Annotated in this window: 27 protein-coding genes; 15 read left to right on the forward strand and 12 right to left on the reverse strand. The window is 68.0% G+C overall.

What is annotated here, in order from left to right; genetic code table 11:
* Positions 1–318: 318 nt before the first annotated feature.
* Genes AB1824_02010 through pyrE form a run of 4 tightly spaced genes read left to right on the forward strand, consistent with a single transcriptional unit; the run spans position 319 to position 5,298 of the window.
* Positions 319–2,730, forward strand: coding sequence for a PP2C family protein-serine/threonine phosphatase (locus tag AB1824_02010; protein ID MEW5763727.1), 2,412 nt, complete (start codon positions 319–321; stop codon positions 2,728–2,730).
* Entirely contained in the window at positions 2,720–3,523 is an 804-nt protein-coding gene (larB, locus tag AB1824_02015; protein ID MEW5763728.1) for a nickel pincer cofactor biosynthesis protein LarB, read from the forward strand. The genes AB1824_02010 and larB overlap by 11 nt, the downstream gene beginning before the upstream one ends.
* 41 nt (positions 3,524–3,564) lie before the next feature.
* The gene (locus tag AB1824_02020; protein MEW5763729.1) at positions 3,565–4,749 is read left to right on the forward strand and encodes a Mut7-C RNAse domain-containing protein; all 1,185 of its coding nucleotides are present in this window, start codon (positions 3,565–3,567) and stop codon (positions 4,747–4,749) included.
* Between the two features lie 3 nt (positions 4,750–4,752).
* On the forward strand, positions 4,753–5,298 hold the full coding sequence (gene pyrE, locus AB1824_02025; protein MEW5763730.1) for an orotate phosphoribosyltransferase: 546 nt from the start codon (positions 4,753–4,755) through the stop codon (positions 5,296–5,298).
* 52 nt (positions 5,299–5,350) lie between these two features.
* Here the strand turns inward: pyrE and AB1824_02030 are convergent, their stop codons facing one another.
* Genes AB1824_02030 through ccmA form a run of 5 tightly spaced genes read right to left on the reverse strand, consistent with a single transcriptional unit; the run spans position 5,351 to position 8,383 of the window.
* Positions 5,351–6,163 (reverse strand): SAM-dependent chlorinase/fluorinase, encoded by an 813-nt coding sequence (locus tag AB1824_02030; GenBank protein MEW5763731.1) that lies wholly within the window; start codon positions 6,161–6,163, stop codon positions 5,351–5,353.
* 10 nt (positions 6,164–6,173) lie between these two features.
* Complete coding sequence (locus tag AB1824_02035) at positions 6,174–6,329, reverse strand: hypothetical protein (protein MEW5763732.1); 156 nt, start codon at positions 6,327–6,329, stop codon at positions 6,174–6,176.
* Positions 6,320–6,979, reverse strand: coding sequence for a cytochrome c biogenesis protein CcsA (gene ccsA / locus AB1824_02040; GenBank protein MEW5763733.1), 660 nt, complete (start codon positions 6,977–6,979; stop codon positions 6,320–6,322). The genes AB1824_02035 and ccsA overlap by 10 nt, the downstream gene beginning before the upstream one ends.
* Positions 6,980–6,983: 4 nt before the next feature.
* On the reverse strand, positions 6,984–7,658 hold the full coding sequence (locus AB1824_02045) for a heme exporter protein CcmB (GenBank protein ID MEW5763734.1): 675 nt from the start codon (positions 7,656–7,658) through the stop codon (positions 6,984–6,986).
* Positions 7,655–8,383: a heme ABC exporter ATP-binding protein CcmA gene (gene ccmA / locus AB1824_02050; protein MEW5763735.1), complete on the reverse strand. Its 729-nt coding sequence runs from the start codon at positions 8,381–8,383 to the stop codon at positions 7,655–7,657. Before ccmA ends, AB1824_02045 begins: the two co-directional genes overlap by 4 nt.
* Positions 8,384–8,483: 100 nt before the next feature.
* On the opposite strand from ccmA, the gene AB1824_02055 reads away from it, so the two are divergent.
* From AB1824_02055 to gpmI, 11 genes are read left to right on the forward strand one after another with little or no spacing between them, the layout of a single operon-like run.
* Positions 8,484–10,157 (forward strand): HD domain-containing protein, encoded by a 1,674-nt coding sequence (locus AB1824_02055; GenBank protein MEW5763736.1) that lies wholly within the window; start codon positions 8,484–8,486, stop codon positions 10,155–10,157.
* A gap of 52 nt (positions 10,158–10,209) precedes the next feature.
* The gene (gene rplU, locus AB1824_02060; protein MEW5763737.1) at positions 10,210–10,518 is read left to right on the forward strand and encodes a 50S ribosomal protein L21; all 309 of its coding nucleotides are present in this window, start codon (positions 10,210–10,212) and stop codon (positions 10,516–10,518) included.
* Between the two features lie 13 nt (positions 10,519–10,531).
* Entirely contained in the window at positions 10,532–10,786 is a 255-nt protein-coding gene (rpmA, locus tag AB1824_02065) for a 50S ribosomal protein L27 (GenBank protein ID MEW5763738.1), read from the forward strand.
* Between the two features lie 10 nt (positions 10,787–10,796).
* Positions 10,797–11,798, forward strand: a complete 1,002-nt coding sequence (gene obgE, locus AB1824_02070) for a GTPase ObgE (GenBank protein MEW5763739.1) — start codon at positions 10,797–10,799, stop codon at positions 11,796–11,798.
* A complete protein-coding gene (nadD, locus tag AB1824_02075) occupies positions 11,795–12,412 on the forward strand; it encodes a nicotinate-nucleotide adenylyltransferase (GenBank protein ID MEW5763740.1) in 618 nt (205 codons plus the stop codon). The genes obgE and nadD overlap by 4 nt, the downstream gene beginning before the upstream one ends.
* Positions 12,409–12,756 carry a ribosome silencing factor gene (rsfS, locus tag AB1824_02080; GenBank protein ID MEW5763741.1) on the forward strand — a complete coding sequence of 116 codons (348 nt, stop codon included), beginning with the start codon at positions 12,409–12,411 and terminating at the stop codon, positions 12,754–12,756. The genes nadD and rsfS overlap by 4 nt, the downstream gene beginning before the upstream one ends.
* A complete protein-coding gene (locus AB1824_02085; protein ID MEW5763742.1) occupies positions 12,753–13,682 on the forward strand; it encodes a sigma 54-interacting transcriptional regulator in 930 nt (309 codons plus the stop codon). Before rsfS ends, AB1824_02085 begins: the two co-directional genes overlap by 4 nt.
* Before the next feature lie 37 nt (positions 13,683–13,719).
* Positions 13,720–14,166 carry a 23S rRNA (pseudouridine(1915)-N(3))-methyltransferase RlmH gene (locus AB1824_02090; GenBank protein MEW5763743.1) on the forward strand — a complete coding sequence of 149 codons (447 nt, stop codon included), beginning with the start codon at positions 13,720–13,722 and terminating at the stop codon, positions 14,164–14,166.
* Between the two features lie 18 nt (positions 14,167–14,184).
* Positions 14,185–14,541 (forward strand): TraR/DksA family transcriptional regulator, encoded by a 357-nt coding sequence (locus AB1824_02095; GenBank protein ID MEW5763744.1) that lies wholly within the window; start codon positions 14,185–14,187, stop codon positions 14,539–14,541.
* A 9-nt stretch (positions 14,542–14,550) separates the two neighbouring features.
* Positions 14,551–15,924, forward strand: coding sequence for a tetratricopeptide repeat protein (locus AB1824_02100; protein ID MEW5763745.1), 1,374 nt, complete (start codon positions 14,551–14,553; stop codon positions 15,922–15,924).
* On the forward strand, positions 15,912–17,447 hold the full coding sequence (gene gpmI, locus AB1824_02105; protein MEW5763746.1) for a 2,3-bisphosphoglycerate-independent phosphoglycerate mutase: 1,536 nt from the start codon (positions 15,912–15,914) through the stop codon (positions 17,445–17,447). Before AB1824_02100 ends, gpmI begins: the two co-directional genes overlap by 13 nt.
* On the opposite strand, the gene AB1824_02110 is transcribed toward gpmI, so the two are convergent.
* The 7 genes from AB1824_02110 to AB1824_02140 are packed head-to-tail and all read right to left on the reverse strand — an operon-like array spanning position 17,444 to position 23,176.
* Positions 17,444–18,220, reverse strand: coding sequence for a TrmH family RNA methyltransferase (locus AB1824_02110; GenBank protein ID MEW5763747.1), 777 nt, complete (start codon positions 18,218–18,220; stop codon positions 17,444–17,446). The genes gpmI and AB1824_02110 overlap by 4 nt on opposite strands.
* Entirely contained in the window at positions 18,220–19,239 is a 1,020-nt protein-coding gene (gene mltG, locus AB1824_02115) for an endolytic transglycosylase MltG (protein MEW5763748.1), read from the reverse strand. Before mltG ends, AB1824_02110 begins: the two co-directional genes overlap by 1 nt.
* Positions 19,236–19,655 (reverse strand): Holliday junction resolvase RuvX, encoded by a 420-nt coding sequence (gene ruvX / locus AB1824_02120; GenBank protein MEW5763749.1) that lies wholly within the window; start codon positions 19,653–19,655, stop codon positions 19,236–19,238. The genes mltG and ruvX overlap by 4 nt, the downstream gene beginning before the upstream one ends.
* Positions 19,652–20,332, reverse strand: a complete 681-nt coding sequence (locus AB1824_02125; protein MEW5763750.1) for a ubiquinone/menaquinone biosynthesis methyltransferase — start codon at positions 20,330–20,332, stop codon at positions 19,652–19,654. Before AB1824_02125 ends, ruvX begins: the two co-directional genes overlap by 4 nt.
* A 50-nt stretch (positions 20,333–20,382) precedes the next feature.
* Positions 20,383–21,342, reverse strand: coding sequence for a D-glycero-beta-D-manno-heptose-7-phosphate kinase (gene rfaE1, locus AB1824_02130; GenBank protein MEW5763751.1), 960 nt, complete (start codon positions 21,340–21,342; stop codon positions 20,383–20,385).
* Between the two features lie 53 nt (positions 21,343–21,395).
* The gene (locus AB1824_02135) at positions 21,396–21,812 is read right to left on the reverse strand and encodes a DUF2752 domain-containing protein (GenBank protein ID MEW5763752.1); all 417 of its coding nucleotides are present in this window, start codon (positions 21,810–21,812) and stop codon (positions 21,396–21,398) included.
* Complete coding sequence (locus tag AB1824_02140; protein MEW5763753.1) at positions 21,809–23,176, reverse strand: DUF4340 domain-containing protein; 1,368 nt, start codon at positions 23,174–23,176, stop codon at positions 21,809–21,811. The genes AB1824_02135 and AB1824_02140 overlap by 4 nt, the downstream gene beginning before the upstream one ends.

Consider the following 23,176-nt stretch of genomic DNA (forward strand, 5'->3'; position numbering starts at 1 on the left):
CTCCCCCTGGTCCAGGAGGAACCGGATCTCGCAGGAGCTTCGGACGGGAAGCGAAAGGGGCACTTCCAGCTGAACCCCTCTCGAGGAAACATCAAGTACCCGCACGGGAACCCCCGCCTTCAGCCGGGCCCGGAGGGCCTGCGGAGGCGCGACCCTTCTCGCCGACCGATGCTCCATTCCACGCCCTCCAAGCGGGAGAACTGCCTCCCCGAACCGTCCTGGCCGAAGTCCACCGGGCGCTCGCCAGTAATGTAGGGGCCATCGAGCCGGGAGTCCACGATGGACCGGCCGCCGTTGCGCCCCCGAAAGGGGTGTCCTATGCTGGCCGCCATGGAGCGATGGGAGCGCGGAAGGCGAACCTGGATTTGGGGACTTCTGGCCCTGGCCGCCGCGGCGGCCTACTCCCTCCGCGTCAGCCCCGACGTAAACGCGCCCCTCGGATTGGACCGGTTTGACGAGTCCACGGTCCGGGAAAAGGTCCTCGCCACGTCCACGCGGCTCCTGGAAACCTCCGGCCCCTTGGAGGTCCGCCTGACCCAGAACTCCGACACGGACAGCCTGAGGCGGATGCAGGAGCTCTTCGGGTTCCGCGCCACGTCCTATTGGACCAGCAAGGAAGTCCCCATCCAGCGGTGGGGGTACCGCGTGTACGCCCGGGAGCCGTGGAAGAACCTCAACCCTCTCCAGCCCCGCCCTCCCCTCCTGGAAGCCGAGGTGTCCAGCGGCGGCCAGATCCTGGCGCTGTCGATCCCTCCCAAGAAGGACCGGGCGCCGCAGAAACTCCAGCCGGAGGAAGCTCTGGAGGCGGCCCAGCGCCTTCTGCGCGTGTTGGGGGTGGACGTGGGCCAGCTCACGCTGACCTCGACCCGCACGGGCGAAGAGGAGGGGCGCCAGACCTTCGATTTCGGCTGGAAACAACCCACCAGAGGGCTCCCGGGACTCTCCTACCATTATTCCGTCCAGCTGCAGTCGGGCTTTCTCACCAGCTTCGAGAAGAGGCCCCTTCTGGCGGAGCCGGAACAGCCCGGCCTGCTAAAAAATCTCATCGCGCCGCTCCTTTCAGGAGGCGTGTGGTTCTTCCTGGCCCTTGCCACTCTCTTCTTCCTCATTCAGAAGCTCCGGCGGGACGAGGTGGACCTGCGGCACGCCCAAAAGGTGGCCCTCATCGCGGGAATGCTCACCTTCCTGCGCATCGTGAGTTCTCCTTCGGGCGGGCTGTTGGAAACCCTGCTCGGAGCCGCCCTCGTGAGTCTCCTCTCGGCACTTCTCTTCGGCCTTCTCTGGACCGTCGTGGAGTCCTTTCTCCGCCAGTCCTTCGGCGAGAAACTGCGCTGCGCCGACCTCCTCCTGGACGGCCACATGACCGTCCGGGAAACGGCGAGGGACCTGCTCTGGGCCGGCTCCCTGGGGCTCATCCTCCTGGCCATCCCGTGCCTGATCCACGCGGCCGCCCTCGGCTTGAACTCTCCCTTGATCACCTTCATGCCCGTGAGCCTCAACTTCTCCAATTTGCGCTTTCCCGGGGGGCTCGTTGGCAACGCCCTCCTGGGCCCTCTGCCTGCCGCCTTTCTCCTCGCCGCGGCCTTCCTCGGCGTGATCTACCCCCTGGTCCGTTCCCGCCTTTCGGGCCTTCCGGCGGGGGCCGTCTTCTCGGCCCTCTTCGCCCTGGCCGTCGAACCCCTCCTCCCCTACGGCCCTCCGCTCATCGGCTACGGAGCGGCCTTCTTGACGGGCCTCGCCTTCTTCCTGGGGATGGAGTCGAGCGGGATCGTGGCGGCCCTGATCGTTCTGTACCTGCCGGCGGCCTTTTCGAACGTGACCCTGCTCTTGACGGCCCATGCCCCATCGATCCTTGTCCAGGGTTGGGTCGGCGCCGGCCTTCTCGTGGCGGGGGTGGCGGGCCTGGCCTACGTGGCCCTCTTCGGAAGACCCGCGGCGGGGATACGGGCCTACGAGCCGGAGTACCTCATCCGCCTCAGGGAGCGGGAGCGGTTCGCCCGCGAGTTGGAAATCGCCAAGGGCCTGCAGGAGCGCTTCCTCCCGAAGGTGCGCCCCGCCATTCCGGGCTTCTCCCTGGCCACGGCCTGCGTGCCGGCCATGGAAGTGGGCGGGGACTACTTCGATTTCCTTCCCCTTCCCGGAGGGAAGTGGCTCCTGCTCCTCGGGGACATATCGGGCAAGGGCGTCAAGGCGGCCTTCTACATGACCATGACCAAGGGCCTCCTCCACGCGATCACGCTGAGCGAAAGCGGACACCTCGAGATTCTCCGACGTCTGAACCGCCTCTTCCGGTCTCAGTCCGAGCCCGGCATCTTCCTCACGCTCATCGCCGTGATCCTCGACCCGGACTCCCGGGAGGTCCGCCTCGTGTCGGCGGGTCACAATCCGCCGCTCCTGGTCAGGCCCGGCGAGGCCAGGGTGCTTACCCCGCGCGGGCTCGTGCTGGGCCTCATGCCCGACGAGGCCTTCCTTTCGAGCCTGAAGGACGTCCGGATGACGATTCGTCCCGGCGAGAAGCTTCTCCTGTACACGGACGGGGTCACCGAAGCCATGAATCGGGATTGCGAAGAGTACGGTCTGGACAGGCTCCAGGAGCGGGTAGCCGGCCGGGGACACCTGGCGGCCGAGGACATGGTGGGACTGATCCTCGATGATGTGGCCCGCTTCCAGGGCGAGGCGCGGCAGGCCGACGACTTGACCGTGCTCGTATTGGAATGCCATGAACCGTGATCGTTGGTTGGAGGTTTTCGAAGCGGTCCGCAAAGGGGCGATGACCCCGGAGGAGGCCCTTTCTCGGGTCTCCCACCTCCCCTACGAGGACCTGGGGTTCGCCCGCATCGATCACCATCGCCTGCTCCGCCGAGGATTCCCCGAGGCGATCTTCGGCGAGGGCAAGACCGCCGGCGAGGTGGCTCGGATCCTCCAGTCCTTTCGAGAGCGGTCGGTCCCGGCCCTCGTGACCCGCCTGGATGGAGCGAAGGCCCGCGCCGTGAAAAGGGCGGTTCCGGGCTTCGTCTACCATCCGCGTTCGCGGCTCGGGTATCTGGGTCCCGCCCCCGGGGAAGGAGAGGGCTCCGTCGTGGTGGTTTCGGGGGGGTCGAGCGATGCCCCCGTGGCCGAGGAGGCCTTTCTCACCGCCCGGTATTTGGGAGCGCGGGCCGAACTGCACCCCGACGTGGGGGTGGCGGGACTTCACCGGGTGACCGCCCTTCTCCCCTCCCTCGGGAAGGCCAGGGCGGTGGTGGCGGTGGCGGGCATGGAAGGTGCGCTCCCTTCCGTGGTGGCGGGGCTCACGGGCGCCCTCGTCATCGGGGTGCCCACCTCCATCGGGTACGGCGTCCAGGATTCCGGCAAGACTCCCCTCTTTGCCATGCTCGCGTCCTGCGTGCCGGGTCTCGTGGTGGTCAATGTGGATGCGGGCTTTTCGGCGGGTTACGCCGCGGCGGTCATCAACCGGGCGGAGGAGGCCCCGGCGAAGCGGAAACCGGTAGCCGGGGGCAAAGCCGCCCGCCGCCCCCGGTGATGGACACCACCGTCACTCCCTTCCTTCGGGGCGCGCTCCGGGTGCATCAGCCCGCCCGGGGGTTTCGCTTCACTGTGGATTCGGTCCTCCTCTCCGGATTCGCCTGGGTCCGGGAGGGGGAGGACGTGCTCGACCTCGGAACGGGCACCGGGATCCTCCTCCTCCTCCTCGGACACCGCCACCACCCGCGCCGACTGGTGGGGGTGGAGATCGACCTCGAGATGGCCCGCCTGGCCGCCCGGAACTTCGAGGAGAACGGGTGGTCCGACCGGTCTTTGGTGGTCAACGGGGACCTCCGGTGTCCAGGAACGTTGACGGGGGGGGCCTTCTCTCTCGTCGTCTCCAATCCGCCCTACTTCCCCGTGCGTTCGGGCCGGGCCCACCCCGATCCCGCACGGGCGCGCGCGCGTCAGCAGGGGTCCGCCGACCCCATGGAAATCGTGTCGGCGGCCCGCCGGAACCTGACACCCCGCGGCCGCTTCTGCCTCTGTTGTCCCTTTTCCGACCTTCCCGCATGGACCTCCGCCCTTCAGGCCGGAGGTCTCCACCCCCGCCTCGTGAGGGCCGTGCGCCACGGCCCCGGCTCCGAACCCTACCTCGCGCTGGTCCAGGCCGTCCCTGGACCCGTCGCGTGTTTTCACCTTCCCGATCTCGTGGTCCACCTTCCGGGCGGAGCTTACGGCCCTGAAGCGGCCGCGTGGCTGGGCGACACACCCCCGCCTCCCTGGAGGACCCTGTGCGACGCCATGGTGGGGAAGCTGGCCCGGTACCTCCGGCTCCTGGGCGTGCCCACCGGCTATGCCCGGGACGCCTCAGACGACTGGCTTCTCGAGGAGGCCCGACGCACGGGGGCGGTACTTCTGACCCGGGACCGCCCCCTCCTGGCCCGATCCGCCCGACGGGGGGTGCGTGCCCTGGACCCCTCCTCGGACTCCCCCGCGGAACAGCTTCGGAACGTGGTCAAGGCCCTTGGCCCGCTTCCGGAAAACTCCCCGCCGCTGTGCCTGGACTGCGGCGCTCCGATGCTCGACGTGGATCGCAGGGAGGTCCTGGGCCGGGTGCCGCCCTACACTTTTTTGACCCATCGCCGGTTCTCGTGCTGCGCCTGCTGTGGCAAACTCACCTGGGAGGGGTCCCACCTGGAACGGTTCCGGCGGGACGTGTTGGGGGGCGAACCCGGAGGGGCCGGGATCCGCCCGCCGCCCCGCCCTTTCGACCGGGAGTGATGCATGGCCCATCGTGAACGGCTCAAGGAACTTCTCAAGACGAAGTCCCTGAAAATCGGGGACTTTCTCCTCGCCTCGGGTCGACGCAGCAAGTACTACTTCGACTCCAAGCTGACGACCCTGACCAGTGAAGGGGCCCGCGTCACGGCCACCTGCTTTCTGGAGGTGATCGCCCGTGAGGGGATCCGGGCCGAAGCCATCGGGGGAATGACCCTGGGCGCCGATCCCATCGTGGCGGCCGTGGCGGCCCTGTCCCACGGCGGTCCGACTCCGCTCGACGCCTTCATCGTGCGGAAGGAGCCCAAGGGCCACGGCACCATGCAGTGGATCGAGGGGCCCGTGAAACCCGGCCAGCGGGTCATCATCGTGGACGACGTGGTGACCACCGGAGGGTCCACGCTCAAGGCCATTGAAAAGGCTCAAGAATTCGGTCTGGAGGTGGTGGCCGTCATGGCCCTCCTGGATCGCGAGGAGGGAGGCACGGAGGCCCTGGCCGCCCGGTTCCCCTTCTTTCCCGTCACGAGGCGCACCGAGATCTTCGGAGAGTAGGGGCGGAAACAGACCGGAAGGACGGCGGCGAGGAAATCGCCGGCGGAAGGCTTCAAACGGCCATCACTCCGACTTCTTTTCCGCGGCCTTCGATTCCCAGCATCGCGGCGGCGGACCGCTGGGACGCGGCCACCTCGAGGAGGCCCGAGGACCCCACGAGGGCGAATAGCGGGGCCTCCTGCGAGTAGCCTCCGGAGTCCACGAGGGGCACCTCCTGGCCCGCCACGAGGACCTTGAACCTCGTCCGTCCCGAGACGGAGGCCAATTCGGCCAGGGTCTCGGCCCGCACGTTGGTCAGGAGGTTCCCAAAGCGGTCCACGCCGCAGACTTCCCCCTTCACGAGGGATTCGCCCACCCGCCGGTCCACCGGCACGGGGAGACGGACGAAATCGTCCACCGGGTCCCCGAAGCGGGAGGAGTCGATCCCCTTGGAGAGCCATCCGGCAATGGGCGCGAAGACGTCCCGGCCGTGGAAGGTCTGGCCGATCTTTTTCCGGAAGTAGTGGTCCGCGGTGATGTGGACCACCTTGAAGGCCGCTTCGAACTGGTAGACGAAGGAGAAGATCCCGTTGTCCGGGCCGATGAAATAGCGGTCATCCGTGACCACGAGAATCGGTCTCCGGGAGGTGCCCACCCCGGGATCCACGACGCAGAGGTGGATCGTCCAGGGAGGGAAATCTCGATAGGACCTGTAGAGGGTGAACGCCCCGGAGAAGATATCGTGGGGCGGCACCTCGTGGCAGAGGTCCACGATCCGGAAGGCCGGCTGGATGGACCACAAAACCCCTTTGAGGGAGCCAACCCAGGGGTCCTGCAAACCGAAGTCCGTCAGGAGGGTGACGATCGGAGCACTTTCGGCCGCCATGGCCCCCCCTTCACCGGATACGGCGCCACCGGGCGAACAGGTAGGCTCCGTACAGGATCAGCACGGCCGCCACGGCCCCGTACCCCAAGTACAGGCTTCCCCGCGTGTCCGGCGTTCCCGCGGCCCCAAGCGAGAGGAGCAACACCTTCTGGACGATCACGCCCATTCCTCCTTTTCGGCCCTCAACGCCTCCGCCCGCTGGATGTCGAAACGGGTGAGGAAGAGGGCCGCCGCCAGGAGAAAGACCGAGGCCAATCCGGCGAAAAAGGTCCAACGCATGGCCGGCTCCAGTACGACCTTGCGGGGATGGACGATGGAGCCCCACCAGCTGATGGCCTTGTGCACGATCGGCACGTCGAAGAACGCGACGATGGCCACCACGGCCGCGATCTTGGCCGCGCGGGCATCCCCTCGGCTGAAGAGGCGGAGCAGGAAGTAGGCGCTGTAGGTGAGCCAGAGAATCAAGAACGAGGTGAGGCGAGGCTCCCACACCCACCACTTCCCCCAGGCCGAGTGACCCCAGATGGGGCCCGTCACCAGGACCAGGGTGATGAAGACCCACCCCACTTCCGCGGCCGAGTGGGCCAGGTGGTCATACAGCGGCTCCTCCCTCCACAGGTAGAGGGCGCTGAAGAGGAAGGCGAGGAACAGGAGGACGTAGCAGGCGATGGCCGAGGGAACGTGGTAATAGAAGATTTTTTGAACCGCCCCCATCTGTACTTCCACCGGGGCGTAAAGAAACACCATGTAGAGGGCCGCCGAATTGGCGGCCAGGGCAAGGGACCACAATAGGATGCTCCAGCGTCGATGGGGCACGCGCTCACTCCTCCACGGCGAACTCGAACAGGAAGACGGATGCCGTGAAAAAAAGGATATCAAAGAGCCCCACGAGCCTCAACCACTGGTTCCCCCAGGAAAAGCCGGGGGAAAGCGCCTGCTCCGTCAAGGTCGCCGCCGCGATGACCAGGGGAACGAGGATGGGGAAGAGGAGGATGGGGAAGATCACGTGCCCTCCCCGGACCTGGGCCAGGAGGGCGGAGAACAAGGTGCCCACGGCCGCGTAGCCGAAGGTCACCAGGGCCCAGACGGCGCCCAGAGCCGGCAGGCCGTCGGATACCCGGAAGTCGAGAAGAAGGTAGGCGAAGAGGAGGAGGAGGGCCTCGAGGGCCAGGAGGAAGAGAAAGTTGAGCAGGAACTTGCCGACGTACAGAGCCCCACGGTCGCAGGGGCTGAGAAGGAGGGCGTAGAGCGTCCCGTTTTCCGTCTCCTTCCGGAAGGACCCGCTCATGAAGAGGCTGCCGGCGAAGAGGACCACCAGCCAGAGAAGCCCGCTTCCCGTCTCGTTGAGGTCCACCCGCGTCGGGTCCAGGGCGAACGCGAAAAGAACGAGCGACAGGAGTGCGAAAAGGAAGGAGGCCGCCACATCCTCCTTCCGCCGGAGCTCCTCTCGGAAGTCCTTCAAAAAGAGGACAGCCACCACCTTGATGAACCTCACGAGGGGCCTCCCTCGCCCGTGGTTTCGAAATAACGCGCCTTCAACCCCTCGACGGTGAGGCCTTCGGCGGGCCCCTCCCAGGCCACCGCCCCCCTGTGCAGGATGACCACCCGGTCCGCAATGGGAAGACAGTCTTCCATCTCGTGCGTGACGAGAAGCAGGGCCCGGTGCCGGGCCTTCAGGGAGGCCATCAATCCCGTCAGCCTGCGACTGCCTTCGGGGTCCAGGCCCGCGTACGGCTCGTCCAGGATCAGGAGGGAAGGATCCGGCAGGAGGACCCGGGCCAGGGACAGGCGCTGCTGCATCCCGCGCGAGAAGGTGCCCACCACCCGGTCCTTGACCCCGGCCAGACCCACTTCCTCCAGAAGAGCCGCCGCTCGGGAGGCGGGATCAGGGACACCGTAGAGCCGCGCGAAAAAGAGCAGGTTCTCCTCGGCCGTGAGGTGGGCGTAAAGGAAGGTCTGGTGGGAGATGTACCCCAGTTCGGCCCGGAGCCGGACGCGGGTGCTCTCGGTCGTGCGCGATCCCCGAAAGGTCAGGACGCCCCGGCCCGGCCTGGAAAGGGTGGTGAGAATTCTCGTGAGGGTGGTCTTTCCTGCCCCGTTGGGTCCCAGGAGAAGGGTGAGCTGGCCCGGAAGGAGGTTCAGGTTCACCTCCCGCAGGACGGCCCGTCCCGAGAGGCGCTTCGACAATCCCGAAACGGACAGCAGGGGGTCGCCGCTCATCTTCGTCCCATTCTAGAGGCGGTCCAGGACCGGGTCAAACCGGGAGAACGCGGGACGACGGGTTTATAATCGCTTCATGAGGCCGAACCCTTTGAGTGCCGTGGACCCAGCTACCCCCTTGGGAGAGTGGCTGGTTTCCCTGCCCGCCTTGCCGACGGCGCCGGCCGACACCTGGAAGAGGGTGGAGGCGACGACGGCGGACCTCCTGGAGGAACTGAGAAATCCACGCCTGGAGGGGGCTTTTCCGGAAGGCGCGTTTCGATACGCCTGCCTTCTCTACGAACGGGGAGATGAAACGGGGGCCGAGGAGGTCTTCGAGGCCCTGGATGAACACCCGGCCCTTGGCCCTCGCCGAGAAGCCCGCGCGTACTGCGCCATCTGGCTGGCGCGCACCCACGCGGAGGCGGACGAGCTGGAGGAGGCCCTCGAACGGCTTCGGGTGGCCAGAGCGCGGTGCAAGACCCTCCCCGCGTCCCATCCGGCGCAGGGGGCATGGGCGGCCGCCCACGCTGCCCTCCAGGCGTGCCGAGGGAGGTTCGACCAAGCCGCCCGAGCCTATGGGCACAGCCTCTCCCTGGGCACCCCGGATGCGGACCTCACGATGGCCTGGGACCGCTCCACGGCGGGGGAACTGGCGGCCTTGCGACGCATCGGCCTGGCGGACGCGATCCTCCAGGAGGCGCGCGAAGGAGGAACGATCGGCAGCGACCTGGACCGCGCCGAGCGCGAAATCCGGACGGCGCAGGCGCTCTCGACTTCGCTCCAGGTGCGCCTGCGCTGCCAGCTCAGCCTGGCCGAACTCGCCCTCGAGCGAGGCCGCCTCGACTCCGCCTCCACCCTGGCCCTCGGCATCCTGGGCCTCCTCCGCGACCCGGGGTTTTCCGTCCATCTCTCCAGAGGGTTCCTTCCCGAAGCCCACTGGCTCCTCGCACGAATCGAGATGGCCCGCGGGGACCATGCCGGGGCCCTCGACCATCTGAAGAGGTCCTTCGCCGCCCTCCGGTATTGGCGGAAGACCGCCTCCAAGCGCCGTCTCGTGGAAGACCTGGTGCGCATGCTCGGCCACCTCCACACCCAGCGCCACGGGGGGTTCCAGGAACAGTCCATCCTGGACGACCTGGATCGGGAGGGGTCCTGGATCCTGTCGCTGGCGGAACAATCGGAGGCGAGGGATCGCTACCTCCTGCCCGGGCACTCCCGACACGTGGAGACCCTCTGCCGCGCCCTCCTCGAAACCATCGGTGGACGCAGCATTCGCCAGCCCTTCGAGCCGGGAGAGGTGGTCTCGGGCCCGCTCCGCAGCGCGGCGCTCTTGCATGACATCGGCAAGCTCAGAATCTCCTGGTCCCTCCTTTGCCGGCATCGTCCCCCCCTGCCAAGACACATAGCCCGTCTCGCGCGCCACGTTCAGGAGGGGGTCCGCCTCGCGGAGATGTTGGGGCTTCCCTGGACGGCGAGGATCCTGGAGGAGCACCACGAACGTCTGGGTGGGGGGGGCTATCCCCTGGGCGCCCGCGGGTTTTCTCCCATGGGATCCCTCCTGGCCCTCTCGGAGGCGGTGGTTTCGGCCGCCTCCCCATCCCTCCGAGAACCCAGCCCACCCTCCCTCGACGAGACGGTCCGGTCCATCCTGTCCGACCCGGAGCCGGGGTTCCCGCCCTGGACCCTGGACGCCCTCCGGGTGGCCGCCTCCCGAGGCGCCCTCCACCCGCTGGGCGAAGCGCTGAGCCCGGCCCGCGTCTCGCGCCCCCCCTTTCCAGGCGCAAGAGCTTGACAGGACAAGGGGTTAGGTTTAATATACGAGTTCGGTCGATCCGGAGGTGCGGATGTACGCGATCATTGAGAGCGGTGGAAAACAGCATAGGGTGACCGCTGGAGACAGGGTGAAGCTCGAGCGCCTCGGCGTCGAAGAGGGGGCGGAAGTCTCCTTTAAGCCCCTCCTCGTGGTGGACGGAGAAAGCGTGTGGACCGCGGCCGAGGCCGGGTCCTACCGGGTGAGCGGAAAGGTGCTGGGCGAGGGCAAGTTCCGGAAGGTCCTCGTGTTCCACAAGAAGCGCCGCAAACAGTACAAGAAGATCTACGGTCACCGCCAGCCGTTCACGCAGGTAGAAATCCTCGCCATCGGCAAGGACTGAGGGAGATAGGACCATGGCTCACAAGAAAGGCCAGGGAAGTTCCCGCAACGGACGGGACAGCAACGCCCAGCGCCTGGGCGTGAAGCGTTTCGGCGGCCAGACCGTCAAGGCCGGGACGATCCTCGTCCGGCAGCGCGGGACCCCGTACAAGCCTGGGATCCAGGTTGGCCGGGGCACGGACGACACCCTTTTCGCCTTGGCGGACGGCGTGGTCTCCTTCCGCCACCGTGGCCGTCTGGGGTTGTTCGTCGACATCTTGACGCCCTGAACTCCGGGGCATGTTTCTCGATTCCGCCAGAATATTCGTAGAAGCGGGGCGCGGCGGATCGGGTTGCGTTAGCTTCCGAAGGGAAAAATTCGTACCCAGGGGTGGTCCCGACGGCGGGGACGGGGGCCGCGGGGGACACGTGATTCTCGTGGCCAAACCGCAGGTCCGCACCCTGATTGCCTTTCGATACAAGCGCAAATTCCAGGCCGAAAAAGGCGCCCACGGGCAGGGTGCTCTCAAGACCGGACGCCGGGGGAAGGACCTGCTGATCCACGTCCCTCTGGGAACGGCCGTCTATTCCGAGGAGGACGGCCTTCTGTTGTGCGACCTGGTGGAGCGCGGCCAGCGGTTCGTGGCGGCCCAAGGCGGGAAGGCCGGCCGCGGCAACGCGCGCTTCAAGACATCCACCCACCAGGCCCCCCGAGAGTTCGAGCCCGGCGGGGAGGGCGAAGCGCGATGGCTCCGCCTCGAACTCAAGCTCCTGGCGGACGTGGGGCTCGTGGGCCTTCCCAATGCGGGAAAGTCCACCTTTCTCTCGGCCGTGTCCAACGCCCGCCCGAAGATCGCGCCCTATCCATTCACCACGCTCTCGCCCATCCTGGGCGTCGTGGAGTGGACCCGGCACCGCTCCTTCGTCGTGGCGGACATTCCCGGTCTGATCGAGGGAGCCCACCAGGGGCTGGGCCTCGGGGACCAGTTTCTCAAGCACGTGGAGCGGACCCAGGTCCTTCTCCACCTGGTGGACCTCGCGGACCCCGTTTCTCCACCCGCCGACCGCGTCCAAACCGTCGAGAAGGAGCTGAAAGCCTACGGCGCGGGGCTGGACCGGAAGCCCGTAATCTTGGTGGGGACGAAGGCGGATCTCCATCCGGACTCCGAGGGGGAGGCGGCGCTGCGCGCCTACGCGCAGGACCGCGGGTGGCCCTACCACCGGATTTCCGCCGCCACGCACGAGGGCCTGGAAGCCCTTTTGGGGCGCGCCTTTCGACTTCTCACGGAGGACGAGCCGTGAGGCTGGGTCTCCTGGGGGGCACCTTCGATCCCCCTCATTTCGGCCATCTCCGCGTGGCTCGCATCGCCCAGAGCCGGGCGCGGCTCGATTCCGTACTTTTCGTCCCCTGCTCCCGCCAGCCGCTCAAGCTCCGGCCGCCGGAGGCGTCCGGGTACCACCGGGCGGCCATGGTGGCCCTCGCCCTGTCGGGAAGAACCGATTGGAGCTTGGAGACGGCGGAACTGGAGCGAGGGGGGACCTCGTACACGGCCGACACGGTTGAACTCCTGATGAACAGGGTGCCCGAGGCCGAGATCTTCCTCGTGCTCGGGGCCGACAGCCTGGCCTCCTTTCCGCGCTGGTGGCGCCATCGCTTTCTCCTGGAGACGTGCCGCCTCGTGGCGGTTCCCCGCCCCGGCGTGGACCTCCGCGCATCCGTTCCCTCCACCTGGAGAGAGCGCGTGCTGGTGGCGGACGTCCGGCCGTCGGAGATCAGCTCCACCGAGGTCCGGGCCCGCGCGGCCCGGGGAGAGAGCCTGAAGGGGTGGGCGCCGGCCCCGGTCGCCCGCTACATTGTCCGTGAGGGGCTGTACGAGACCTTGCGCCCGCGCATGGTCCGTGGGAGGCGTTCTTGACACGAGAGGACATGGAGATCCTGAAGCTGGTGGTGGAGTGCCTGGAGGACGGAAAGGCCGGGGAGCCGGTGATCCTCGATCTCCGCCCCCTGACCACCATGACGGACTACTTCATCCTGGCCCATGGAACCAACACCCGGCAGGTGCAGGCCATGGCCAGGGACCTTGCGGAGGTCCTGAAGGCGAAGGCCGGCTTGAAACCCCACCACGTGGAGGGGGTGACCGCGGCCCAGTGGGTGCTCATGGATTACGGACACTTCATCGTCCACCTCTTCCTGTCCGAAAAGCGCGGATACTACGACCTGGAACGCATCTGGATGGACGCCCCCCGGATCTCCCCATGAGACCCTCCCGGCGCCCCCTCGGCAGGGATCCCGCCTTTCGGGCCGCCCTGGCCCTCGCCGAGAAGGCCGCCTCCGCACCGGGGCCCGTCCTCCTGGTGGGACCCACGGGGAGCGGAAAGAGCCGCCTGGCCCGCTACATCCACGATCTGCGACTCCCCAAGCCAGGCACCTTCACCGAATGGCACGCCCCCGGAGTGCCCTCCTCGCTCCTGGAGGCGGAGTTTTTCGGAGTGGAGAGGGGGGCCGCAACGGGCGTGGCCCCCCGCGCGGGCATCTTCGAGGAATCTGGAACGGGGACCCTCTGCCTTTCCGGGGTGGAGTGGCTCGCGCCGGACAAGCAGGCGGCCCTTCTCCGAATCCTTGAGGGAAGCCCCTTCCAGCGAATCGGGGGGGGGCGCCGGTTGACCTGCCAGGCGAGGGTTCTCGCGGCCTTCTCGGAGCCCCCGGAACTGCTGGTTGCCCGAGGGCAGTTGCGGCAGGACTTGCTCTTCCGGCTGGACGTCCTTCGAATCCACCTTCCCGCCCTGGGGGAGAGGACCGGGGACATCCCGCTCCTGGCCCGCCATTTTCTCCGGGCGGCTTGCCGCCAGTCGGGACGCTCCGTCCCCGAAATGGCCCCCTCCCTCATCGAGGCGCTGTCCAAACGGCCCTGGCCCGGAAACCTCCGGGAGCTGGCGCGGTGCATGGAGGGCCTGGCGCTCTCCGGAGGAACGCTCCTCGTTCCCGAGGACCTGCCCGCCGAATTCTGGATGGCCGAGCCTCCAGCCGCGGACGCCCTCCGGAGGAGGCTGACTTTGGAGGAATTGAAGGATGCGTACATCCGCTTCGTCCTGGCTCGGACCTCCGGGAACCGGACCCGGGCCGCGCGGTGGCTGGGAATCAGCCGCAAGGCTCTGTGGGCCCATTTGAGGCGCTCCGAAACTTAGGGTAAGATAGGCCGGTTTAGGTATGTGGGAGATACGGGTGGTTCACGTGGGCCGGATCGCCGATGCGAACATCGCGAGAGGGGTATCCCGCTACGTCTCCATGGTGGGGGGGGAGTGGCGCCTGCGCATGGACGCCGTCCCCGCTTCGAGGCGGGTGGAGCCGCGCCAAGTCCGCCGCGAGGAGGGACGACGCCTTGTGGAGCGGGCTTCGGAGGACACCGCTCGGGTGGCCCTCGACGCCGGTGGCCGTCTCCTGGACAGTCCCGCCTTCGCCCGCCTGCTCGGAGAATACAAGGATCGGGGGAAGAGGGTGTCGTTCCTGGTGGGCGGACCCCACGGCCTCGACGAGAGCGTTCTTCGTGCCTCCGAACGGGTCCTTTCCCTCTCCCCCATGACCCTGCCGCACGAGATGGCCCTGCTCGTCCTCACGGAGCAGATCTACAGAGCCTTCGCCGCCTCCACGGGAAGGGCCTACGCCAAATAGGAGACCGGAGGAGTCGCCATGGACAAGAGGACCCTGAAGCACTTCGAAAAACGGCTCCAGGACAAGCGAAGGGAGCTCCAAAAGGCCTACCAGGACAAACTCATGAGGAGCGGCGACGCGGGCGCGGACGGCGCCCTGGACTCGGCGGACGAGGCATCGGTCAACTACAACAAGGAGTTTTGGTACTCCCTGTCGGACGCGGACCGCCGAACCATGCGCCTCATCGACGAGGCCCTTCGCGAGATCCGGACGGGGGGGTTCGGGGAGTGCAAGAATTGCGGCGAGCCGATCCAGAAGAAGCGTCTGGAAGCCGTGCCCTGGGCCCGCCACTGCGTGGCGTGCCAGGACCTTCAAGATCGCGGACTCATCGAGTGAAGGGGCGTCATGCGCCTGAAGACCGCGCTCGTTACAGGATTCCTGATCCTTACCATGGCCCTGATGGTGGGGGTCGTGTCCCTCAACGGGCCCGTCCTCGCCCAGCCCTTCAATCTCCTCGGAGTGGAAGTCCCCACGGCCTGGGTCCTCGCGCTGGCCTTTCTCGCGGGCTTCATCGCCTTCACCCTCTGGCTGGCCGGTACGGGGGTCGTCCAGTGGGTGCGGCGCTGGATCGAGGGTTTGAGGCGCCAAAACGAACGGGCCGCGGAGGAGTACTACCTCAAGGGTCTTGACGCGGCCTTGGGAAGCCGCCCCCTCGAGGCCATCACACATTTCCAGCGAGCGCTGGAGACGTCTCCCGAATACCTGCCGGCCCTCCTCAAGCTGGGGGACGCGCTGAGGGCCGCCGGGAGGCCCCAGGAGGCGCTTTCCTTTCACAGGCAGGCCCTGTCGATCCGCCCCGATGACGTGGCCACTCTCTACGCGCTCACCGAGGACGCCCTGCTTCTTCAGGACCACGAGGAAGCCAAGCGCCATCTCGCCTCGATTCTGCGCATCCAGCCCCGCCGGGCCCTGAAGGCGCTTCGCCTGCTCCGAACTCTGTACATCCGGGAGACCAACTGGAAAAAGGCGCTCGAGATCCAGGAGCACATCGGGAGCGCCCGGGTCCTGGAGGAAGAGCGGGCCGACGACGCCCCCTTCACCGCCGGCCTCATGTACCAGATCGGGGCCGACCTGTTGAACCAGGAGAAGTACAAGGATGCGGTGACTCAGTTGGAGAAGCTGCGCCGCAAGTTCCCGGCCTTCCAGGCGACCTATCTCAAGCTGGCCGAGGCGTACCTGTTGAGCGGACAGGAGGAGACGGCCGTCGAAGTGTACCTGGACGGGTACCGAAAGAACGCCTCCCCCATGTGCCTGCTGGCCATGGAGCAGCTCTTTCTGGACAAGGGGGACCCGGAGGGCGCCGTTCGCCAGTACCAGAACCTCATCCAGACGACGGACCGGAAGGTGCTTCCCAAATTTCTCCTCGGCCGCTTCTACTACAAGCTGGAAGTGCTGGACCGGGCCGAAACCCTGTTCCGGGAAATCCAAGGAAACGTCCGCCAGTCCGGGCTCCTCGAATACTACCTGGGGCGCATTCGGGAGCGAAAGGGCGACGCGCCCAAGGCCTGTTCCCATTACCGCGAAGTGATCCGAGTTCTCAACCCCTTCGAACTCAACTACACGTGCTCGGGGTGCGGTCAGGTATCGCCCGAATGGCGGGATTTCTGCCCCACCTGCCAGCGCTGGGACACCCTTTCGCCGAACTTCCGGGACGAACTCCTCCAAGAGATCCACGAACCCAGCCCGGTGTTTTATCAAGGGGTCCCATGGCACGCCTGACCCGGGGCCCCCTCCTGCTGGCCGTCCTCGACGGATGGGGACTGGCCGAGGACCAGGCCTTCAACGCCGTGACCCGTTCGGGCCTGCGGAACTTTCCGGCTTGGCTCGAGCGCTTCCCCTGGCGCCCCTTGCGCGCCTCGGGGGAGGCGGTGGGCCTTCCCGAGGGGCAGATCGGAAATTCCGAGGTGGGCCACCTCACCCTGGGCGCGGGACGGGTGATCTATCAGGATCTCCCGCGCATCAGCCGGGCCATCCGGGACGGGAGCTTTTTTCGGAACCCGGTCCTGAAGGATGTCTGCCGGGCCTCCCGGGGGGGCACCCTGCATTTGGTGGGACTCGTGTCCGACGGAGGCGTCCACAGCCATGTGGACCACCTGAAGGCCCTCGTGACCCTTGCGGGCCGCGAGGGCACGGACCGCGTCGCCATCCACGCCATCACCGACGGCCGGGACGTGCCTCCGACGAGCGGGCTCGGCCATATCGCCGAGGTTCGCAGGTTCCTGGAGGCGGAGGGGATCGGGGCCCTCGCCACGGTCACGGGGCGGTATTACGCCATGGACCGTGACCGGCGCTGGGAGCGCACCGAAGTGGCGTACCGCGCCTACACCCTCGGGGAGGGAAGCCGCTGGGAGGACGCCGAAGGGGCCGTCCGCGCCAGTTACGCATCGGGCGTCACGGACGAGTTCATCCGGCCCATCGTTTTGCCCTGTCCTTACGGAACCATCCGGGACGGGGACGCCGTCTTCTTCTTCAACTTTCGCGCGGACCGCGCCCGCCAGTTGTGCAGGGCCCTGGCCGAACCCGGTTTCTCCGATTTCCCTCGGACCGCGCCGCCCCGCTTGAGCGCCTTTTCCACCCTGACCCGATACCACAGGGACTTCCCATTCCCGGTGGCCTTCGAGCGGGACATCCCGTCCAACACGCTCGGGGAGGTGTTGGCCAATGCCGGACTGCGCCAGTTGCGCATCGCCGAGACCGAAAAGTACGCCCACGTGACCTTCTTCTTCAGTGGGGGCCGGGAGGCGCCGTTTCCCGGCGAGGACCGCATCCTGGTTCCGTCCCCGAAGATCGCCACCTACGACTTGCAGCCCTCCATGAGCGCGCCCGGGGTGACCGAAGCTCTCCTCTCCGCTCTGGACCGCGGGTACGACTTTCTCCTCCTGAACTTCGCCAACCCAGACATGGTGGGCCACACGGGGGATTTCGAGGCCGCCTGCGAGGCGGCGCGGACGGTGGACCGGTGCATGGGCCGCGTGCTGGAGAAGGTTCTTGACCTGGGCGGCGCCGTGGCCCTCACGGCGGACCACGGAAACCTGGAGACCATGCGCGAGCCGGATGGAGTCCACATCCACACGGCCCACACGACGAACCCGGTCCCCTTTCTCTGGCTTTCGAACAACCCGGTGGAGCTCCGAAGGGACGGGGACTTCGGCCTCGCCTCGGTGGCTCCCACGCTCCTGGAGCACCTCGGGCTTCCCCGCCCCCCGGAGATGGACGCTCCCTCTCTTTTCCGCTCGGCCTAGGTCTGGTGGCCTCCGCCCTCCGATTCGGCCGGATCGTCGCCCACCCGCCGCCCTCGAATCCTTCGGAACAGGCTCCGCAGGATCTCCGTGTCCCGGCGGTTCAACCCCACACGGTGGATGAGGGCCCTCAGCTCCCGCCCGGCGGGCTCATCGCCCCGGATCAAAAATCCCGATCGCCGGCCGACTTCCAGGACCATGGACGCCAGCCTTTCCCGATCCGCGTGGGTGGAGACCTCGGCGGACGCGGGAGGGGCCGGCCTGGCCCCGACCAGGGCCTTTTGGATGAGGTAGGCCAGGATCACCGCGCTCTGGGCTACGTTGAGGTCCCGGTAGGAGGGGTCCGTGGGGATCACCACCACGCCCGAACACAGGGAGAGTTCTTCGCGCGTCAGACCCGAGGATTCGGAGCCGAAGACGAGGGCCGCGCCGCGGGAGGCCGAAGCGGCCAGGCTCTCCGCGGCCCGCTCGGGGTCCATGTTGTCCATCCGCGGCGCGCCCCGCGGCGCCGTGGCGAGGACGATCGAGCATTCGGCGACGGCTTCCCCGAGGGTGCCCACCGCACGTGCCCTTTCCAGAAGATCCGTTGCGTGCCAGGCCATGCGCCGGGACTCGGTTTCGAAGTAGGGGGGGGCGTCGGGAGCATCTCCGCTCCGGTGAAGGCGGGGATCCACGAGAACGAGGTCCCACAAGCCAAAGTTCTTCATGGCCCGGGCCACGGCCCCCACGTTGCCCGGCGAACGGCTTCGCACCAGAACGAACCGGATCCCGTCCATCAACGGCCCCCGGCCGACCGCCCCCGGCGGGTCCGCGCCACCCACCGGTTGTGCTCCTCCAGAGTGCGAGAGAAGGCGTGGGTGCCGTCGTTTCGGCTCACGAAGTAGAGGTACGGGGAGGCCTGGGGACTCAGAACGGCCTCCAGGGACGCACGCCCCGGACTGCAGATGGGGCCGGGCGGCAACCCCGCGTGCCGATAGGTGTTGTACGGACTTTCAAAGGCGAGGTCCTCCCGGCGGAGGGTTCCCGAGTAGCGGCCGGCCAGGCTCAGCGCGTACACCACCGAAGGATCGGTCTGCAGGGCCATGCCCAGCCGGAGCCGGTTCTCGAAGACGCCGGCGATGAGCGGACGTTCGGGAGCGGAGGCGGTCTCCTCCTCCACCAGGGAGGCGAGGGTCACGACCTCCCTGAGGCCCCGATCCCGCCCCGGACCTGCGGCCGAGGCCCACCAGGAACGGAAGGAGCGGACCAGGACGAGGACCACGGCCTTCTCGCTCAATCCGGGATCCAGCAGATAGGTTTCGGGAAAGAGGTAGCCTTCCAGGTCCAGGGCCCTCGGGTCCAGGTCCAGGATGGGGCGAGGATCCTGGACGGCCCGTCGGAACGCATCTTCGGAGCCGAGCCCGCCCTTGGCGAGGAGTTCGATCACTTCGTCGGCCCTCAACCCCTCGGGGATCGTCACCCGGGTCAGCTCCACCTCTCCCCGGTTCAGTTTTCCGATGATCTCGAGAGGCGACAGGGGCCGGTCAAATCGGTAGGTTCCCGGCCGGAGCTTGCGCGGGTTGCCGTAGAGGACGAAGGCGAGCTTGAAGGAGACCCGGTTGCTCACGAGGCCCTTTTCGTGGAGGGCCTCCACGACGTCCCCGGCCCGGTCGCCCCTGGAGACGGCGACCCGGACCTCCCCCGCCGCGCGCCGATAGGGCCGATGCCAGTCCCAGGCCAGGAACGAGACGGCCGCGCCCCCTGCGGCGATGGACGCCAGAATCGCGGCGCCGATTCCCTTCCCCAGGCGCCTCACGGGCACCCCGCATCCAGGTAGGACTGAAGGAGAAGGGCCGCCGCCACCTGGTCCAGGCGTCCCTTGTTCCGACCCACGCGCTCTCCACGCTCCCTGAGCATGGAGGCGGCCTCCACGCTGGTGAGCCGCTCGTCCCAGAAGACCAGGTCCACGGAGGGCAACCTGCGGGCCAGGGCGGCGGCGAAGGCGGTCACCTTTTCCTCGAGCGCGCTGCTCCGGCCGTCCATGTGAAGGGGCCGGCCCAGAACCACGCGGACGGCCCCCTGGGCGACGACCTGAGCCGCCACGCCCGCCTGTCCCTCCCGAACCCCCTTCACGTGGAGGGTCGGAAGGGGCCTCGCCAGGGTTCGTGTTTCATCGGATACGGCCAGTCCGATCCGCCGCTCGCCCCAGTCCACCGCCAGGATCCGGCTCATTCTCCTTCTCCAGGATTCCTCACCGCCACGTGCAGCATCGCGATTCCCCCCGTCAGCGGGCTTTGGGACTCCACCGAGAACCCGGCCTCCTCCAGTCGTTCGCGGAAGGCATCGTGGGTGGGAAACAGGCCCACCGAAGCGGGAAGGTATCCGTAGGGACCCTCCACGCCGCTCACCCAACGCCCCACCCAGGGAAGCACCCGCACGAAGTAGAAGCGGAAGAGGGGGGCGAAAATGCGTCCCCTCGGTACGGAGAATTCCAGGATCACGAGCCGTCCACCGGGCCGCAGAACGCGCGCCAGTTCCTTTAGCCCCCGATCCAAATCCTGGAAGTTCCGGACGCCGAAGGCCACCATGGCGCCATCCACCGCCCCTGTCCTCAAGGGCAGATCCAGGGCATCCCCCTGCACCCGACGCAGGCGTCCGCCCCCTCGCTTCGCCCCGGCCTTCTGCAGCATGGGGAGGCTGAAGTCCACCCCCACCAGCTTCAAGTCCACCCGGCGCAGGAGGGCCAACGCAAGGTCTCCCGTCCCCGTGCACACATCCACAACGCAGCTCCCGGGCCTCGCCGCAAGGGATTTCACGGCCCTCCGGCGCCAGAGGCGGTCCACGTGGAGCGAGAGAAGGTGGTTCAACCGGTCGTAGGTGGGGGCGATGGCGCCGAACATGCGCGCCACGTCGTTCCCCTCCCGCCGGACGGGATCGGGCGAAATCCTCGGCGCACCGTTCATGGGGGCGCCGCAGCCAGCGCGGCTTCGAGCTCCGCCGGAGAACACACGGCCGTCCCGACCTTGCCCACCACGACACCCGCCGCCAGGTTGGCCAGGCGTGCGGCCCCCTCCAGGGGAAGGCCCGCCGCAAGCCCGAGGGCCAGGGCCGCTACGACCGTGTCCCCCGCCCCGGTCACGTCGAAGACTTCCCGGACCCTCGCGGGGATCTGAACGAGGGGGCGGTTGCGCTCGGCGAGGGCCATCCCTTCGGGGCCCAGCGTGAACAGGATCGCTCCCCAGTCGGTCCTCCCGAGGAGGTCCGCGGCGGCCTTCGGGATCTCATCGACCGTAAAGGGACGCCCCAAGAGCTCCGCCGCCTCCTGGCGGTTGGGCGTCAGAACGGTGGCCCCCGGATAGGGAAAGTGGATGGGTTTCGGATCCACGAGGTACGGGACCCCCGCCCTCCGGGCCAGCTCCCCCAGGCTGTTCAGAAACGACGGGCAGAAGAGCCCCTTGGCGTAATCGGAGACCACAAGGGCCCCGCTGCGGGGAAGAAGATCCTCGAGCCGGGCCAGGAGGGCGCTTCTCAGTCCGTCGGAAACGGCCGTGCGGACCTCCCGGTCCACCCGGACCACCTGTTGGCGATGGGCGACAATGCGGGTCTTTACCGTGGTGCACCGTCCCGGGTCTCTCAGAAGGCCCGAGACCTCCACCCCATCCGACCGGAGGAGAGAGACCAGGTGGTCGCCGGATTCATCGTCCCCCACGACCCCGAAGACGGCGGCCCCGCCGCCCAGCGCTCTCACGTTCGAAGCCACGTTGGCGGCTCCTCCGGGCATGGCCCGTTCGTCCCGGACCTCCACCACGGGGATGGGCGCTTCGGGCGAGATGCGATGCACCTCACCGTACACGAACCGATCGAGGATCAGGTCCCCCAGAACGATGACTCGTTTGCCGCGCCAGTCCGGAATCGCCATCGGCGTTCAACGCTCCGTGCGGGGTCCATTGTAGCCGCCGGAAGAGGGCCCCGCTACACGCCCGCCCGCCACAGATACACCCAGTTGACCAGGAACGCCCCCAGGAGGGCGAACCACCACCACTTCTCCTCCCGGGCCCCCACCTCCACGTACAGGTTTCGCCCCGCGAGCCGGGCTGCAACCCCAGCCCCGATCCACAGGAGAACCACCGCCACGGCCGAAGCAAACAGGGGGTTGGTCCGAAACGCGTCGAGGGGGCGCAGACGCGCGAGAAGGAGGACGCTTCGCGTGGCCCCGCAGGTGGGGCACGGGTGCCCCGATACGGCGTGGAAGCCGCACTGGGGGTGAAACCGCTCGGGGAGCAGCGAGACCGCGAGGGCGCCGGCGGCGAAGAGGACCCCTCCAAGAGCCACGAACACCCACGCCGGGGGGACGTCGCCCCGGCGGGCCCGAGCAGGTCGAATCTTCATGGGCGCTTCCCCTCCGACCCGAGGGAGGCCTTCCCGAGGGCGGCTTCCACCTTGGCCCACCCCGCCGGGTCCAATTCGACACGCACGGGCCGCCCCGCGGGCCGTGCGAAGGTGGCTCCGGCATCCCTCCAGACCTGAACCCGCTCCTCGAAGACGTCCCCCCGCAGGACGACCGTGACCGCTCGTCCCTTCGGGGCGGGCGCGCCTTCCGCGGGATCCGACACCCGGATGCCTTTCAGGGCCGTCAAGGCGCCGGCCAGCGAGGGCGCGTCGCCGCCCGGGGGGGGCGGGGAGGGCTCGGCGAAGCGCCATCCCGCTCCGTCGTCCCGGACGATCCGAACGGTCGCGTCTCCGGACACCAGGACCTCATCGCACTCGAAGACGGAGCGCCGGAGGACCTCCAGGGACCGGAAGGTTTCCGGGGGCTGGTCCAGGGATTTCAGGGAGTTGAGGGAAACGGCCAGGACGCCTGAGCGTCCCGTGCACCGCGCCAGGACCCTCCGTTCGGCGGCTTCGCCCCCGGGCGCCGGGCCGCCGAGCTCCACAGCATACGCCTTCCCGCCGCCGTGAACCTCGATTCTGGTCCGAGGGGAATCGAATTCCCGGGCCGTCTCCTCCGGCGGCAGCTCGGGAAAGTCCATTACGGGGCAGAGGCACAGGTCGTCGAGGAGCGTCAGGATCGTTTCCGAGGCGCCCCAGTCGGAGTAGGGCTCCGTCACGGTCCAGCCTCCGGCGGGCTCCCGCCGAAAGGAGAGGGTCCGGCCGTCGCGGTGGCGGACCGTCACCCGTTCCACCTCGTGGGATCCCACGGGGAGGAGATCCCGGAGCCGGAAGGCCGAGGCGGGCCGCAGGAGCGTTTCCTCCATGCCGGACTCCAATACCCAGGACTTGCCCTCGGCGCGGACGTAAAGCCCCTCGCCCAGGGGCGCGGGGAGACCCACCTCCAGGACGCGGACCCCGCTCGCCGTCCGCAGCGTCCAGGTGGCCCTCGGCGGTTTGAGCCCCAGGTCCTCGGGCCTCGCGCCCTCGTCCACGGCACGCAGACCACGCGCGGCCAGCAGTCTCTCTACGAACCCGCTCACGGCGTAGCCGTCCGCCGGATCCTCCACGGGAGCGGTGAGTTTCCACCCCTCCGCCGGACCGTCCGAGCCGTCCGAATCTCCATCTGGGTCCGTGCGCACGAGGGACAGGGGCTGGTAGCCCGATCGGTCCACGCCCCGCACATCCTCCGCGCGAAGGCCGCCCAGGATCCGGCCCCTTCCCGCCTCCGATTCGGCGGTGGTGGGCCGGTCTCTTTCCCAAAGGAGGATGGCGGCCAGGATGGCGGCGGCCAGGATGGCGAGCACCCAGGTGGATCGCTTCAC

Source organism: Acidobacteriota bacterium, from assembly GCA_040752915.1.
In the GTDB taxonomy this organism is placed as follows: Bacteria; Acidobacteriota; UBA4820; order UBA4820; family DSQY01; genus JBFLVU01.

Bases quoted from the DNA above. Each gene is read 5' to 3' on its own strand.
- AB1824_02010 (MEW5763727.1), top strand. From the start codon at position 319: ATGCTGGCCGCCATGGAGCGATGGGAGCGCGGAAGGCGAACCTGGATT.
- larB (MEW5763728.1), top strand. From the start codon at position 2,720: ATGAACCGTGATCGTTGGTTGGAGGTTTTCGAAGCGGTCCGCAAAGGG.
- pyrE (MEW5763730.1), top strand. From the start codon at position 4,753: ATGGCCCATCGTGAACGGCTCAAGGAACTTCTCAAGACGAAGTCCCTG.
- AB1824_02030 (MEW5763731.1), bottom strand. From the start codon at position 6,163: ATGGCGGCCGAAAGTGCTCCGATCGTCACCCTCCTGACGGACTTCGGT.
- AB1824_02035 (MEW5763732.1), bottom strand. From the start codon at position 6,329: ATGGGCGTGATCGTCCAGAAGGTGTTGCTCCTCTCGCTTGGGGCCGCG.
- ccmA (MEW5763735.1), bottom strand. From the start codon at position 8,383: ATGAGCGGCGACCCCCTGCTGTCCGTTTCGGGATTGTCGAAGCGCCTC.
- rplU (MEW5763737.1), top strand. From the start codon at position 10,210: ATGTACGCGATCATTGAGAGCGGTGGAAAACAGCATAGGGTGACCGCT.
- rpmA (MEW5763738.1), top strand. From the start codon at position 10,532: ATGGCTCACAAGAAAGGCCAGGGAAGTTCCCGCAACGGACGGGACAGC.
- obgE (MEW5763739.1), top strand. From the start codon at position 10,797: ATGTTTCTCGATTCCGCCAGAATATTCGTAGAAGCGGGGCGCGGCGGA.
- AB1824_02085 (MEW5763742.1), top strand. From the start codon at position 12,753: ATGAGACCCTCCCGGCGCCCCCTCGGCAGGGATCCCGCCTTTCGGGCC.
- AB1824_02095 (MEW5763744.1), top strand. From the start codon at position 14,185: ATGGACAAGAGGACCCTGAAGCACTTCGAAAAACGGCTCCAGGACAAG.
- AB1824_02100 (MEW5763745.1), top strand. From the start codon at position 14,551: ATGCGCCTGAAGACCGCGCTCGTTACAGGATTCCTGATCCTTACCATG.
- gpmI (MEW5763746.1), top strand. From the start codon at position 15,912: ATGGCACGCCTGACCCGGGGCCCCCTCCTGCTGGCCGTCCTCGACGGA.
- AB1824_02110 (MEW5763747.1), bottom strand. From the start codon at position 18,220: ATGGACGGGATCCGGTTCGTTCTGGTGCGAAGCCGTTCGCCGGGCAAC.
- ruvX (MEW5763749.1), bottom strand. From the start codon at position 19,655: ATGAGCCGGATCCTGGCGGTGGACTGGGGCGAGCGGCGGATCGGACTG.
- rfaE1 (MEW5763751.1), bottom strand. From the start codon at position 21,342: ATGGCGATTCCGGACTGGCGCGGCAAACGAGTCATCGTTCTGGGGGAC.
- AB1824_02135 (MEW5763752.1), bottom strand. From the start codon at position 21,812: ATGAAGATTCGACCTGCTCGGGCCCGCCGGGGCGACGTCCCCCCGGCG.